Source organism: Cellulomonas sp. ES6 (genome assembly GCF_030053835.1).
Classification (GTDB): domain Bacteria; phylum Actinomycetota; class Actinomycetes; order Actinomycetales; family Cellulomonadaceae; genus Cellulomonas.
In genome coordinates this window covers 929,658-943,510 of sequence record NZ_CP125655.1, presented here as the reverse complement: position 1 = coordinate 943,510, position 13,853 = coordinate 929,658, and the positions used below count along the sequence as shown (strand labels likewise).

Below are 13,853 nucleotides of genomic sequence, written 5' to 3'. Positions count from 1 at the left end.
ATCGCAGGCGTGCCCACGCCTGACTTCGTCCTGGACCTGCGCGAGAAGATCGGCCACGACCTGCTGTGGCTGTCGGGGGTGAGCGCGGTCGTCGTGCGGCCGGTCGCCGGCGGTGCGCCCGGCGCCGAGGAGGTCCTGCTGGTGCGGCGCGCCGACAACGGGGCCTGGACGCCCGTCACCGGGATCATCGACCCGGGGGAGGAGCCGGCGGTCGCGGGTGCGCGCGAGGTCCTCGAGGAGACCGAGGTGGTCGCGGTCGCCGAGCGCCTGGCGTGGGTGCACTCCCTGCCGCCGATGACGTACGCGAACGGCGACCGCTCCCAGTACCTGGACCTGACGTTCCGCTTCCGCTGGGTGTCGGGGGAGCCGGGGCCCGGTGACGGCGAGAACTCCGAGGCGCGGTGGTTCCCGCTCGACGCGCTGCCGGAGATGTCCGCGGAGATGCACGCGCGCATCGCCCACGCGCTCTCGCCGGAGGAGGCCGCGCGCTTCGCGGTCTGAGCGGGTCGGCGGGCCCCGCGGGTAGGGTCGCGGACATGCAGGTGAGACCGTTCTCGACGTGCGACCTGGCGGGCATGTACCGCGTGTGCCTGCTCACCGGTGACGTGGGTGCCGACGGGACCCGGTTCTACCGCGACCCGGACCTGCTGGGTCACGTGTACGCCGCCCCGTACCCCGTGGCCGACCCGGGGCTGACGTGGGTCGTCACCGACGAGGACGGCGTGGCCGGCTACGTCGTGGGCACCGCGGACTCGCAGGCGTTCGCGCGCTGGCAGGAGGACGTGTGGTGGCCCCCGCTCCGGGAGCGGTACCCGCTGCGGCCGGAGGTCGCGGGTCTGCGCGACCACGACCTGCTGCGGACGATCCACGACGGCTCCCGGTACGAGGAGGAGCTCACCGCGGCCTACCCGGCGCACCTGCACATCGACCTGCTGCCGCGGGCCCAGGGGCGCGGCCTGGGGCGCACGCTCATCGAGACGCTCACCGGTGCGCTGCGCGGGCGTGGTGTCCCGGGCGTGCACCTGAAGGTCTCGGAGCAGAACACCGGCGCGATCGCCTTCTACGCGCGTGTCGGGTTCCACGAGGTGGCCACCGCGCCGTGGGGCCGGACGCTGGGGATGGACCTGCGCGCCTGAGGGTCGCGCGCGGGCGCGGGGTCCCGCTGCGGAGCGGGGCGGTCGCGTAGCGTGACCTGCAGCGGCGCCCACGCCCCGGGTGCCGCGCGGACGAGCGGGGAGGCTCCGGTGAGCGACACCGGGTACGGCGACTTCGAGTTCGAGCGGCGGTTCTTCGTGCGCACGCCGCCGATGGAGCTGCTGGCCGAGCCCGAGCCGGTGCTCATCGTCCAGTCGTACTTCCTGGCGCAGGACGGCTACGCCCTGCGGCTGCGGGTGCAGGCGGACGGGCTGCGGCTGCCGCTCGGCCCCGACGCCGACCCGCTGGCCGTCCTCGAGGAGGCCCGGGACGCGTTCGAGTTCTGCGCCGTCACGCTCAAGGGCCCGATGAACGTGGGCACCCGCTACGAGGCGGAGCGCGAGATCGACGTGACCGTCGGCATCGAGATGATCCGGCGCGGCGGCCACCGCATCGTGAAGAACCGCTACGCCGTCTGGCTGGGCGCGGACGGCTGGGTGGTCGACGTCTTCGGCGGGGCGAACGCGCCGCTCGTGGTCGCGGAGTGCGAGCGCTCCGGCCCCGTCACGGACCTGCAGATCCCGGCGTTCTGCGTCACGGAGCTGACGGACGACGCCCGGTTCGCGAACGACGGGCTGGCCCGGGCGCCGTACAGCGGCTGGGCGGCGGACTTCGAGGCGGAGCTGCGCGAGCACGGGCCGCGCTTCCTCACCGACTTCGGCCACAACGACCTGCAGCGCCGGGGCTGACGGGCACCGTCGGGCACCGCCGGGCACCGGTGCGGTGGTGTGGCCGACGTCTCTGGTCAAAGGTTGAAGGCTCAACTATTGTGGGGACATGACCGCAGCAGCCGCCACCCAGGACCGCCTCGCCGCCGACACCGCGATGGGACCCGTGACGCTCCTCGTCGCGGACCTCGACGCCCAGCTCCGCTACTACCGCGACGTGCTCGGGCTCGACGTCGTGGAGCGGCCGGACGCGCGGATCGAGGGCGTCGGGCGTCCCGACGTCGTCGTCCTGGGGCGGGGGAGCCGGCCGCTCGTCGTGCTGCGCCACACGCCGGACCTGCCGCCGACGAGCCGCGGCCAGGCCGGGCTGTTCCACACGGCGATCCTCTTCGACACCCGGGAGGCGCTCGCGGCCACGCTCGCGTCCGTCGCCTCCCGCGCCCCGCAGACGTTCGTGGGCAGCGCCGACCACCTGGTCTCCGAGGCGTTCTACCTCACCGACCCCGAGGGCAACGGCGTCGAGCTGTACTGGGACCGCGCCCGTGACCTGTGGCAGTACGACGCCCACGGACGCGTGGTCATGGACTCGCTGCGGCTCGACCCCAACGAGTTCATCCGGGGGAACGTCACCGACGCCGCGCTGGCGGCCCCCGCGGGCGCGCCCGTCGTCGGGCACGTGCACCTGCAGGTCGGCGACGTCGCCGGGGCGCGGGCGTTCTACGTCGACGCCCTGGGGTTCGACGTCATGGCCGAGTGGCACGGGGCGCTGTTCGTGTCGGCCGGCGGGTACCACCACCACATGGCGATGAACACGTGGAACTCCGCCGGCGCCGGCCCGCGCGCGAGCAGCCTGGGGCTCGGCGAGGTCACGCTGGTCGTCCCCGGGAGTGACGACGTGGGCGCCCTGCGGGAGCGGCTGGCGGCGCACGGCGTGGCGGTCCGCGACGACGGCGCCACGGTCACCTTCGACGACCCCTGGCGCAACGTCGTCCGCGTCCGCCCGTCCGCCTGACAGCACCCCCGTCCCCGCCCAGCTCGGCACGCCCAGGCGGCACGCCGGCGCGACACGCCGGGCCGGCGCCCGGAGCTGCCGAGCTCGGCGGTGGTGGGGGCGGGGTGTCAGCCCGCCATCGCCTCCGCCGTGTGGGCCGGGTCGACGCGCTCGGACTCGCGGACCGGGCCGGGCGGGGTGCCGTCGCCGAACGGGCGGCCGCCCAGCGCCTCGCGGCCGTGCGGGGTCAGCCAGCCGCGCAGGTCCGGGCCGGCGGGGACGATCTGCGTGGGGTTGATGTCCTCGTGCACCACGTAGTAGTGCCGCTTGATGTGGTCGAAGTCGATCGTGTCGCCGAAGCCCGGGGTCTGGAACAGGTCCCGCGCGTACGCCCACAGCACCGGCATCTCGGTGAGCTTCGACCGGTTGCACTTGAAGTGCCCGTGGTAGACGGCGTCGAACCGCACGAGCGTGGTGAACAGCCGGACGTCCGCCTCGGTGATCGTGTCGCCGACCAGGTACCGCTGGGTCGACAGCCGCTCGGACAGCCAGTCCAGCCGGGAGAACAGCCGCCGGTACGCCCGCTCGTACGCCTCCTGCGACCCGGCGAACCCGCAGCGGTAGACGCCGTTGTTCACGTCGGTGAACACCTTCCGGGCCACCTGGTCGATCTCGTCCCGCAGGTGCTCCGGGTACAGGTCGGGGGCGCCCTCGCGGTGGAAAGCGGTCCACTCGGTCGACAGGTCGAGCGTCATCTGCGCGTAGTCGTTCGTCACCACCGCGCCGGACGGCACGTCGACGATCGCGGGCACGGTGATGCCGCGGTCGTACCCGGGCACGCGCCGGAAGTACGCGTCCTGGAGGCGGGGGATCCCGAGCACGGGGTCGACGCCGCCGGGGTCGAGGTCGAACGTCCAGGACCGCGCGTCGTGCGTCGGGCCGCACACCCCGAGCGAGATCGCGTCCTCGAGGCCGAGCAGCCTGCGCACGATGATCGCGCGGTTCGCCCACGGGCAGGCCCGGGACACCACCAGGCGGTAGCGGCCGGGCTCGACGGGGTAGCCGTCCCGGCCGTCCGCGGTGATGCGGGTCGTGAGGTAGTTCTGGTCCCGCACGAACTCCTCGCCGGACGTGACGTACGACCCTGCGGTGGTGAACTCCTGCTGCGTGCTCTCCGTGCCCATGGGGACGATCATCCCGTGCCGTGACGGCGTGCGCTCGGCGTCACGGGTGCCGCGGGCGTCGCGGGTGTCGGGAGGCGCACCTACAGTGGCAGGGAACCCTGTCCCCGGCCCCGGAGACCCGTGCCTGCTGCGTCCGCCCCCGCCGTCCGACCGTCCCGTCCCCGCCTCGTGGGCGCCGTCGTGGCGTCCGTGCTCGCCGTCGCGCTGGCGGCCTGCACCGGCGGGCCGACCCCGCCCGGTCCCAGCGCGACGCCGACGCCCACGGCCGAGCCGGTGAGCGCGCAGACCCGGGTCCCGGAGGAGCGCACGACCGTGCTGCCGAAGCGGTCCGCCGCGCAGACCGCGCTCGCGGCCAGCCGCGCGCTGTTCGCCGACGCCCCGGCCGTGGTGCTCGCCGCGGACGACGACCCCGCGACGATCGCCCCGGCGGCGTCCCTGGCGGTGGCGATCGGGGTCCCGGCGCTGGTCGCGGGGGTCGACGGGCTCGCGGACGAGATCGAGCGGCTCGGTGCCACCGACGTCGTCGCGGTCGGCGGGACCCCGGACGACCTGGACCCCTCGCTGCAGGTGCACGCCGTGGACCCCGGCGACGCGCCGGCGCTCGCGGAGCTCGGCGTCGCGGTCGAGGAGCCGCACGAGGTGGGGCCCGCACGGCTCGCCGGCGCGGTGGCCGCTCTCGACCGCCCCGGCACGACGCTGCTGGTCGGGCCGGCGCCGGACCCGGCCGCCGAGCCGTCGGGGAGCCCGACCGCGGCCCGCTCGACGCGGGCACCGGAGGCGACCGCCTCTCCCCGGGCGTCACGGGGTCGCACGTCGTCCCCGGAGGCGTCGAGGACCCGCGCGCCGTCGGGCGGGTCCTCGACCGCGACCACCGCCCCCGGCGCCGCGCCGTCGGACGGCGTCCTGCTCGACGGTGCGGGCCCGCGCGTCCTGCCGCCCGAGGCACCGCGTCGCGCCGCGGTCCTCGTGGACCTCGCCGAGGACCGCGCCGGCCGCACCGCCGCCGCGCTCGCCACCGCCCGGGCGGCCGGCGTCCCCGTCGTGGACGTGCCCGGGGGCGACCCGCGTTCGACCTCCGAGACCGTGGGCGCGCTCGACGGCGTCCGGACGGTCGTCGCCCTGGCCCCCGGCTTCGGCGCCGCCGCGGTCCTCGGCCCACGGGTCGCGGCGGCTGCGACCGGCGTGGAGCTCCCCGGCGGGGGGCAGCTCGTGTTCCCCCGCGGCGAGGACGGCAAGCGCTACGTGGCGCTGTACGGGACCCCCGGCACGCCGGCGCTTGGCGTCCTGGGGGAGCAGGACGTGCCCGCGACGATCGCCCGCGCCCGGCAGACCGCCGAGCCCTACGAGGCCCTGACCGACGACACCGTGGTCCCCACCCTCGAGATCATCGCGACCATCGCCTCGTCCGCCCCCGAGCCCGACGGCTCCTACTCCCGCGCGCGCAGCGTGCAGGACCTGCGCCCGCTGGTCGAGGCCGCGCAGGAGGCGGGCCAGGCGGTCGTCATCGACCTGCAGCCCGGACGCACCGACTTTGTCACCCAGGCGAAGCAGTACGCCGAGCTGCTCGCGTACCCGCACGTCGGCCTCGCGCTCGACCCCGAGTGGCGGCTCGCACCCGACCAGGTCCACCTCCGGCAGATCGGATCGGTGGGCGTCGACGAGGTCAACGCCACCGCCGAATGGCTCGCCGGGTTCACCCGCGAGCACCACCTGCCGCAGAAGATGTTCCTGCTCCACCAGTTCTCGCTGCGGATGATCACCGACCGCGAGCGGCTCGACACCAGCCACGACGAGCTGGCGGTGATCATCCACGCCGACGGCCAGGGCTCCCAGCCCGCGAAGGCCGACACGTGGCGGGCGCTGCGCCAGGGGGCGCCGGACGTGCACTGGGGGTGGAAGAACTTCTACGACGAGGACCAGCCGATGCTGGACCCGGCGCAGACCTACGCGGTGCAGCCGACGCCGGACCTGGTGACGTACCAGTAGCGCCGCGCGGTCAGGCGGGCGGTCAGGCGACCGCGCTGCCTGCCGCCGCCGCGGCTGCCCGCTCGTAGACCCGCTGGTGCCCGGTGATCGCCGCGAGCCGGAAAGGTCCGCGCGTGGTCGGCTCGACGACGTGCTCGCCGCCGTCCACCGGGTTCACGGGCGCGACGATCTCCAGGTACTCCGCGTGCGAGATCCGCTCGCGGTCGTCGAGCAGCCGGCGGTGGGCCGCGGCGCGCAGGTGCTGCCGGTACCCGGGCTGGACGACGCCGGTGAAGAACTCGCCGACGGAGCCGGAGCCGTACGAGAAGAACCCGATGCGCGAGCCGGCGAGGTCCTCGGTCGCGTGGTCGAGCAGCGACGCCAGCCCGATGTACATCGACGCGGTGTAGGAGTTCCCGATCTCGCGGTTGTACCGCAGGGTGTCCGCGATCTGCGCGGCCTGCGCCTCGGCGTCCCGGGGGCCGCCGGCGACGCGGGCGAGGTGGGCGTGCGCCTTGACCGCCATCTTCGTGAACGGCTGGTGGTAGACGAACGCGTCGATGTCGGCCAGCGCGGCGCCGCCCTGCGCCTGGAAGTCCTGCCACGCCCCGGCCAGCGAGTCCGTGTAGGCGCGCAGCGAGAGCCGGCCGTCGACCACCGCCGTCGAGCGGTAGTTCGGCCGCCAGAAGTCCATGACGTCCGTGGTGTGCAGCCCGGACACCGGCTCGATCGCGACCAGGCGCGGGTCTGCCGTGACCAGCATCGCGACCGCGCCGCAGCCCTGGGTCGGCTCCCCGGAGGAGCCCACGTCGTACCGCGCGACGTCCGAGCAGATCACGAGCACCTTCTGCTCCGGGTTGCGCGCGACGAGGGCGAGCGCCATCTGCAGCGCCGACGTCCCCGCGTAGCACGCCTGCTTCAGCTCGACGACGCGCGCCGACGGCGACAGGCCAAGCAGCCGGTGCACGTAGACGCCGGCTGACTTCGACTGGTCGATGCCCGACTCGGTGGCCAGCAGCACGGTCCGGATCGCGGCGCGGCCGGCGTCGTCGAGGTCCTCGACCAGCGGCAGCGCGGCCGCGGCGGCCAGCGTCACGACGTCCTCGTCGGGGGCGCACACGCTCATCCGGTCCTGGCCGAGGCCCACGGTGTACTTCGCGACGTCCACGCCGTGCACGGGCGCGAGGTCCGCCAGGTCGAGGTACCGGTCCGCGGTCGCGAAGGCCAGGTCGTCGATGCCGAGCTGCATGTCGGGGTGGGATCCTCTCGGGCTGGTCGCCGCCCGTCGGGCGGAGGGGCCCGGGGCGGGTGGCCCCGGGGCGTGGTGCTGAGTCACGGCGCCACGCGAGGCCCGGACGACTGTAGCCCCGCGCGCGGAGCCCGACCAGCGACGGCCGGGGTCTTCACGCGCCTCACACGGAACGCCCCCGAGGGCCGGATCCATCCCGGCGGTCGCGGGAGCCCGGCGCGGCCGGCGCCCCGCGCGTCGGGTCAGGCGGTGGTCGTGGGGCCCGCCGCGCCGCGCTCTAGGCGCAGGTGCGCGGCCATCAGCTCGCCCTGGTTCGTCTGGGCGGCCATGAGCGACAGCTCCCCGCACAGCACGGTCGCGGCGCACAGCACCGCCAGGCGCCGGGCGTTCGCGCCGGGCTCGCGCTCCTCCCGGCACCCGAGCCGCGCGAGGTTGTCCTCGACGAAGCCCAGGCCCTTGCCGTTGCCGACGGTCCCGACGACGAGGTTCGGCAGCGTGCAGGAGAAGTACAGGTCGCCGTCGCGGACCTCCGCGTGGGTGAGACCCTGCGAGCCCTCGACGATGTTGGCCGCGTCCTGACCGGTCGCCAGGTAGAACGCCAGCAGCATGTTCGCGTAGTGCGCGTTCGCCGAGCGCAGCCCGCCGGCCAGCATCGTCCCGATGAGGTTCTTGCGGATGTTGAGCTGGACGACCGCCTCGGGCGTGGTGTGCAGGAACCGCTCGACGAGGCGCCGCGGGACGACGATCTCCGTCACGACGTTCTTGCCGCGCCCGAGGATGCCGTTCACGGCGGTGGCCTTCTTGTCGGAGCAGTAGTTGCCCGACACCGACCCGTACCGCACGCCCGGCACCGTCGCCAGGACGTGGTCCATGAGGCGGTCCGCCGCGTTCGTCACCATGTTGTGGCCGGACGCGTCGCCCGTGGTCAGCTCGAACCGGACGAACAGCAGGTTCGCGGCGATCTGCACGTGCAGGTCGATCAGCCGGGCGAACCGGCTGCTGCCGGCGACGACGGCCTCGAGCTCCGCCCGGTGCGACGTCAGGTGCTGCCAGGCGGCCAGCGCCACGCCCGCGTCGTCCGCCTCCAGCAGCACCGAGCGGGACATCCGCTCGTCCACCAGCGTCGCGCGGATGCCGCCCTCGACCATCGTGGAGATCCGGGCCCCGCGGCGCACCGACGGCCACAGCGGGGACTCGTACGTCGCGAGCGGCACCTCCGACTCGCCGGTCATGACGTTGCCGCTGACCCGCACCGGGCCGACCCAGCGCAGCGGGACGGGCGCCGAGAGCTCGGACGCGTCGGCGACGGCGGGCATGGGGACCTCCGGGGTCGGGAGCGGGGCGTGCGGCGGCGCGCACGGGCCGGCAGGTGCCGGTCGATCGGGCGCGGCCGGCCGGGTGCGCGCCGGCGACGGCACGCGGGCGCGGTCGACCGCACCGCCTCAGCGTAGACGCCGTGCGGCACCGCCCCCGCGCCGCGCACCGGTCGGGCCGGGCGCGGTCCGCCGGAGCGGACGTACGGTGACGCCCATGACACGACCCCTCCGCATCGGAGTCCAGATCCAGCCCCAGCACGCCGACTACGCCCAGATCCGCGACGCGGTCCGCCGCGCCGAGGACCTGGGGGTGGACGTGATCTTCAACTGGGACCACTTCTTCCCGCTCTACGGCGACCCCGACGGCAAGCACTTCGAGTGCTGGACGATGCTCGGCGCGTGGGCGGAGCAGACCAGCCGCGTCGAGATCGGTGCGCTCGTGACCTGCAACTCGTACCGGAACCCCGAGCTGCTGGCCGACATGGCCCGCACGGTCGACCACATCAGCGGCGGCCGCCTGATCCTCGGCATCGGGGCCGGCTGGTTCGAGAAGGACTACGACCAGTTCGGCTACGAGTTCGGCACCGCCGGCTCCCGCATCGCGGACCTCGCGCAGGCGCTGCCGCGCATCAAGGCCCGCCTCGCGGCCGGCAACCCGGCGCCGACGCGCGACATCCCGGTGCTGATCGGCGGCGGCGGCGAGCGCAAGACGCTGCGGGTCGTCGCGGAGCACGCCGACGCGTGGCACTCGTTCGGCGACCTCGAGACGCTGACCCGCAAGAGCGCGATCCTCGACGAGCACGGCACCGCCGTCGGCCGTGACACCGCCGCCCTGGTCGAGCGGTCCGTGGGCGTCAGCGCCCCGCCGTCCGAGGTCGCGGCGCCGCTGGTGGAGGCGGGCGTGACCCTCTTCACGGTCGGCGTCGGCGGCCCCGACTACGACCTCTCCCTCGTCGAGCAGTGGGTCCGCTGGCGCGACACCCGCGCCTGACCCCGCCACCGCCCCGCCACCGCCCCGCCACCCCCCGCCGAGTTCGGCAGTCCGGGTGCGAGTTCGGCAGTCAGAGCTGCCGAACTCGCCTCGGAGTGCCGAATTCGCGGGCTGGGGCCGCGGTGGGGCGGTCGGGCGCGGGTGGTCAGCCGACGTCGGCGCCCGGGAGGGTCGGCAGGGTCAGGGTCTCGTCGATCAGGGACTGCAGGTCCGCCAGCTCCGCGTCCGTCCAGCCCGGGGGCTCCGTGACGGCGGCCCACGCCGCCACCACCTGCGAGGCGTAGTTGTGCCCGTGCCCGTCCGGGACACTGACGCCGAAGAACTGGTCCACGGTCACCTGCACGAACGTCAGGACGGGGAACCAGCGCACCCGGCCGGACACGTCGGGCCCGCGCGGCTCGGCGAGCCAGTCGGGCTGCCGGGTGAGCAGGTCCCACGACCACCAGACGACGGGGTCGGACGCGTGCTGCAGGTACGCGACGCGCGGGGAGTCCCAGGTCCCGGCTTGCGTGACGAGCCCCGTGCCGTCGGACGCGAACCGCACCGTGCGGCCGTCGTCGACGACCGGCTGCCACTGCGGGCTGCCGGGGTCGCGCTCCGCGGTGATCGTGCGCCAGAGCGGGGTGAAGTTGGGCGTGCCCACGTAGAGGGCGCCGTCGACGCGCGCGGTGAGGTCACCGACGGATCCGAACGGCGCCTGCGCCGCGAACGACCCGAGGCTCAGCCCGTAGGACACGAGCTGCGGCCGGTCGTCCTCCGGCAGCTCGGCCCACCGGGCGTGCACGGCGTCGAACAGCAGCCGCCCGGCCTCGGACGCGCGGTCGGCGTCGACCAGGAACGACAGCCAGCTCGGCAGGAACGAGTACTGGATGGTCGCGATCGCCGTGTCGCCGCCCCACAGGTACTCCAGGGCGGCCATCTGCTGCGGCTCCGTCCACCCGGTGCCGGTCGCGCCGGCCACCACGAGGACCGACCGGTCGAACGCCCCGGTGCGCTCCAGCTCCTCGACGGCGAGCTGCGCCCGACCCGCGGCGTCGTCGGCCGAGTCCAGCCCGGCGTAGACGCGGATCGGCTCGGTCGCCCGCTCCCCGGTGACCTCGGCGATCTCGTCCGTCGAGGGGCCTCCGGCCACGAACGCCCGCCCCTGGCGGCCGAGGGAGTCCCACGAGACCGCCGAGGCGGGCGACCCGGAGCGCAGCGGCGACGTGACGGGCTCGACCCCGTCGGGGGTGCCGGCGTTCGTGCCCGCGTACACGGAGTCGGCGACGTCGACGACCACCCGGAACAGCACGCCCGCGGCGAGCCAGTACACGAGCAGCGTCACCACGACGACCCCGAGCAGCGACGCCACGGAGGCGGGCACCCAGCGACCCAGCAGGCGCGACACCCGGCGGGAGAGCCGGCGCAGCGCGCGCCCCAGGGCGATCAGCGCCAGTCCGACGGCGAGCGCGAGGACCCCGACGAGGAACGCCGAGGACGTGCGCCGCTCCTCGCCGACCAGCACGCGGACGTCGTCCTGCCACTGGCAGCCCACCACGACGACGACCACGGCGAGCACGGGGCCGGCCCAGGACAGGACCCGCCACGCGACGCGGCGCACCCGGGCGGGCGGCAGGGGCAGCCCGGTGCGGCGGACCACCCACGCGACGAGGACGCCGAGGGCGTACCCCAGCGCGGCGCCGACGCCCGCGATGAACCCCAGGTAGAGCGTCGGGCGGGGGAGCAGCGACGGGGTCATCGCGGCCGCCAGCCCGAGCAGCGCGCCGAGCATGCCGGGCCACGACAGCTCCCGGCGGGCGAACCAGCGACCCACCGCCCCCAGGACGCTCCCGGCGGCGCGTCGCGCCCGGTCCACGGCGGTCGGTCGGTCGGCGTCCACGGGCGTCCTCCGTCGAGCGGTCCGGGCCGTTCGGCGAACGCGGACGGCCTCCGCGATTCCTACCACAGGGCCCCGCCGTCGCGGCCGGTCCGCGTCCCGCAGGTGCCACGGCCCTACGCTGGACGCCGTGAGCGAGACGAGCGACCTGACCCCCGTCGCGCAGGACTACCTCAAGGTCATCTGGACCGCGCGGGAGTGGTCGACGGCGCCGGTGACCACCAAGATGCTCGCCGAGCGGCTCGGGGTGGGCGCGTCGACGGTGTCCGAGACGGTGCGGCGCCTCGCCGACCAGGGCCTCGTGGAGCACGCGCCGTACGCCGCGATCACCCTCACCCCCGAGGGCGTGCGCCACGCCGTCCAGGTGGTCCGCCGCCACCGGCTCATCGAGACGTTCCTGGTCAGCGAGCTCGGCTACGCCTGGGACGAGGTCCACGACGAGGCGGAGGTCCTGGAGCACGCCGTGTCCGACCTCATGGTCGAGCGCATCGACGCCCGGCTCGGCCACCCGACGCGGGACCCGCACGGCGACCCGATCCCCGCGCCCGACGGCACGGTGCCCGCCCCGGCGGCGCGCATGCTGTGGGAGCTCGACGGCGGGGCGGGTCGGATCGCCCGCATCTCCGACGCCGACCCCGGGCTGCTGCGGTACCTGGCGTCCGTCGGGGTGGTGCTGGACGCGGGCGTGGAGGTGGTGGAGCGGCGCGACTTCGCCGGCATGACGTCCGTGCGGGTGCTGCCCCCGGACGGCGGCGGCGACGCGCGCGCCGTCGAGCTGGGGGAGGTCGCCGCCCGGGCGATCTGGGTGCTGCTCGACGCCTGAGAACGGGGCCCGGGCGCCCGGAGCCGTCCGGGGCGGCCCGGCGCGCTGCCGGTAGGCTGGCCGCACCGGGACGCCCCGCCGACGCGGCTCACCGGACGGGCCGCCGCACCCGTCGGCCGTGCCCCCGCACGACCGGCCCGCGCGCGGCCGCACACCGACCTCGCCGCGGGAGCGCCCCCATGCACACCACCACCGGCACGCCCGCGGGCGACGCCGTCCTCGACCCGCACCTCGTGCGCCGTCGCGCCCGGCTGCCGCTGCTCGCCCTGGCGCTCGGCGGCTTCAGCATCGGCACCACCGAGTTCGCGACGATGGGCCTGCTCCCGATCGTCGCCGACGACCTGCGGGTCTCGATCCCGACCGCCGGGCACGTCATCACCGCCTACGCCCTCGGCGTCGTGGTCGGGGCGCCCCTGCTCACCACCGTGGCCGCCCGCATCGAGCGGCGACGGCTCCTGCTGCTGCTCATGGCGGCGTTCACCGTCGGCAACGTCCTGTCCGCCCTCGCCCCCACGGCCGGCTGGCTGGTCGCCGCGCGGTTCGTCGCCGGGCTGCCGCACGGGGCGTTCTTCGGTGTCGGTGCCGCGATGGGCGCCCACGTCGCCGGCCCCGGGCGCCGCGGGCAGGCCGTCGCGACGATGATGGCCGGGCTGACGGTGGCGAACGTCGTCGGCGTGCCGCTGTCGACCGTCCTCGGGCAGGCGATGGGCTGGCGGGCGGCGTTCCTCGCCGTCGGGGCGCTCGGGCTGCTGACGCTCGCGGCGCTGTGGCGGTGGCTGCCCGGCCTCGCCGTGCCGGACGGCGCGAGCGTCCGCTCGGAGATCGGGTCGCTGCGCAACGCGCGCCTGTGGGTCGCGGCCGGAGCGGGTGCCGTCGGGTTCGGCGGCATGTTCGCGGTGTACTCGTACGTCTCGCCGCTGCTCACCGAGGTCACGGGCCTCGCGGTCACCACCGTGCCCGTCGTCCTCGCGCTGTTCGGCGTCGGCATGACCGTCGGCACCCTGCTGGGCGGGCGGCTCGCCGACCGGTCCGTGCCGCGCACCGTCCTGCTCGGCTTCGCGGCGACCACCGTCGTGCTGGTCCTCGTCGCGGTCCTCGGGCGGTCGCCCGTCCCCGGCGTCCTGGCCGTCGTCGGGCTCGGCGTCGCGTCGCAGGTGCTCGGCCTGGCGCTGCAGTCCTGGCTCATGGACCTCTCGCCGCACGCACCGTCCCTCGGCGCCGCCCTGTGCCACTCCGCGCTCAACGTCGGCAACGCCGCCGGCGCCTGGGCGGGCGGCCTGGTCATCGCCGCCGGCCTCGGCTACCTCGCGCCCGCGTGGGTCGGCGTGGCGCTGACCGCCGTGGGCCTGACCGTCGCCGCCACCGCCCTCCGCCGCCCCCGCTGACCCACCCCGTTCTCCCTCTCCCTCCCCTCCCCTCCCTCCCCTCCCCTCTCCTCCCTCCCGTCGGAGGCTCCGAACGGGCTCGGAGGGTGTCCCGCGGGATCGTGGTGCTCCGCGGACCACCCCCATCCCGCGTGGGAGCCTCCGACGGGGCGGAGGTCGCGCGTGCGTGGGTGGGTGTGGGTGGTGCGCGCGCGGGGCGGGAGGGGGCGGC

12 protein-coding genes are annotated in these 13,853 nt (G+C 75.5%); 8 read left to right on the top strand and 4 right to left on the bottom strand.

Annotated elements, in window-relative coordinates; genetic code table 11:
- Positions 1-9: 9 nt before the first annotated feature.
- The 4 genes from P9841_RS04470 (at position 10) to P9841_RS04455 (ending at position 2,874) form a co-directional block, all read left to right on the top strand.
- The gene (locus tag P9841_RS04470) at positions 10-501 is read left to right on the top strand and encodes an NUDIX hydrolase (protein WP_283320888.1); all 492 of its coding nucleotides are present in this window, start codon (positions 10-12) and stop codon (positions 499-501) included.
- A gap of 35 nt (positions 502-536) precedes the next feature.
- Complete coding sequence (locus tag P9841_RS04465; protein ID WP_283320887.1) at positions 537-1,136, top strand: GNAT family N-acetyltransferase; 600 nt, start codon at positions 537-539, stop codon at positions 1,134-1,136.
- A gap of 108 nt (positions 1,137-1,244) precedes the next feature.
- The gene (locus P9841_RS04460; protein WP_283320886.1) at positions 1,245-1,883 is read left to right on the top strand and encodes a CYTH domain-containing protein; all 639 of its coding nucleotides are present in this window, start codon (positions 1,245-1,247) and stop codon (positions 1,881-1,883) included.
- Between the two features lie 88 nt (positions 1,884-1,971).
- A complete protein-coding gene (locus P9841_RS04455) occupies positions 1,972-2,874 on the top strand; it encodes a VOC family protein (RefSeq protein WP_283320885.1) in 903 nt (300 codons plus the stop codon).
- A gap of 107 nt (positions 2,875-2,981) precedes the next feature.
- On the opposite strand, the gene P9841_RS04450 is transcribed toward P9841_RS04455, so the two are convergent.
- Positions 2,982-4,037 carry a glutathione S-transferase family protein gene (locus P9841_RS04450; RefSeq protein WP_283320884.1) on the bottom strand — a complete coding sequence of 352 codons (1,056 nt, stop codon included), beginning with the start codon at positions 4,035-4,037 and terminating at the stop codon, positions 2,982-2,984.
- Positions 4,038-4,157: 120 nt separating this feature from the next.
- Between P9841_RS04450 and P9841_RS04445 the strand changes: the two genes are divergently transcribed.
- A complete protein-coding gene (locus P9841_RS04445; protein ID WP_283320883.1) occupies positions 4,158-6,023 on the top strand; it encodes a hypothetical protein in 1,866 nt (621 codons plus the stop codon).
- A 22-nt stretch (positions 6,024-6,045) separates the two neighbouring features.
- Here the strand turns inward: P9841_RS04445 and P9841_RS04440 are convergent, their stop codons facing one another.
- Together P9841_RS04440 and P9841_RS04435 are read right to left on the bottom strand one after the other, a co-directional pair.
- On the bottom strand, positions 6,046-7,251 hold the full coding sequence (locus P9841_RS04440) for a hydroxymethylglutaryl-CoA synthase (protein ID WP_283320882.1): 1,206 nt from the start codon (positions 7,249-7,251) through the stop codon (positions 6,046-6,048).
- Between the two features lie 242 nt (positions 7,252-7,493).
- Positions 7,494-8,567, bottom strand: a complete 1,074-nt coding sequence (locus tag P9841_RS04435; RefSeq protein WP_283320881.1) for a hydroxymethylglutaryl-coenzyme A reductase family protein — start codon at positions 8,565-8,567, stop codon at positions 7,494-7,496.
- Between the two features lie 214 nt (positions 8,568-8,781).
- On the opposite strand from P9841_RS04435, the gene P9841_RS04430 reads away from it, so the two are divergent.
- Positions 8,782-9,558 (top strand): LLM class F420-dependent oxidoreductase, encoded by a 777-nt coding sequence (locus P9841_RS04430; RefSeq protein WP_283320880.1) that lies wholly within the window; start codon positions 8,782-8,784, stop codon positions 9,556-9,558.
- Positions 9,559-9,703: 145 nt separating this feature from the next.
- On the opposite strand, the gene P9841_RS04425 is transcribed toward P9841_RS04430, so the two are convergent.
- Positions 9,704-11,437, bottom strand: coding sequence for an alpha/beta hydrolase (locus P9841_RS04425; RefSeq protein WP_283320879.1), 1,734 nt, complete (start codon positions 11,435-11,437; stop codon positions 9,704-9,706).
- A gap of 127 nt (positions 11,438-11,564) precedes the next feature.
- Here P9841_RS04425 and P9841_RS04420 point away from each other — a divergent pair, with 127 nt between their 5' ends.
- Both P9841_RS04420 and P9841_RS04415 read left to right on the top strand, forming a co-directional pair.
- A complete protein-coding gene (locus P9841_RS04420; protein WP_283320878.1) occupies positions 11,565-12,257 on the top strand; it encodes a metal-dependent transcriptional regulator in 693 nt (230 codons plus the stop codon).
- Between the two features lie 179 nt (positions 12,258-12,436).
- The gene (locus tag P9841_RS04415; protein WP_283320877.1) at positions 12,437-13,642 is read left to right on the top strand and encodes an MFS transporter; all 1,206 of its coding nucleotides are present in this window, start codon (positions 12,437-12,439) and stop codon (positions 13,640-13,642) included.
- Positions 13,643-13,853: the final 211 nt, after the last annotated feature.

Coding starts and splice junctions, on each gene's coding strand:
- P9841_RS04450 (WP_283320884.1), bottom strand. CDS start 4,037: ATGGGCACGGAGAGCACGCAGCAGGAGTTCACCACCGCAGGGTCGTAC.
- P9841_RS04440 (WP_283320882.1), bottom strand. CDS start 7,251: ATGCAGCTCGGCATCGACGACCTGGCCTTCGCGACCGCGGACCGGTAC.
- P9841_RS04415 (WP_283320877.1), top strand. CDS start 12,437: ATGCACACCACCACCGGCACGCCCGCGGGCGACGCCGTCCTCGACCCG.
- P9841_RS04430 (WP_283320880.1), top strand. CDS start 8,782: ATGACACGACCCCTCCGCATCGGAGTCCAGATCCAGCCCCAGCACGCC.
- P9841_RS04455 (WP_283320885.1), top strand. CDS start 1,972: ATGACCGCAGCAGCCGCCACCCAGGACCGCCTCGCCGCCGACACCGCG.
- P9841_RS04465 (WP_283320887.1), top strand. CDS start 537: ATGCAGGTGAGACCGTTCTCGACGTGCGACCTGGCGGGCATGTACCGC.
- P9841_RS04435 (WP_283320881.1), bottom strand. CDS start 8,567: ATGCCCGCCGTCGCCGACGCGTCCGAGCTCTCGGCGCCCGTCCCGCTG.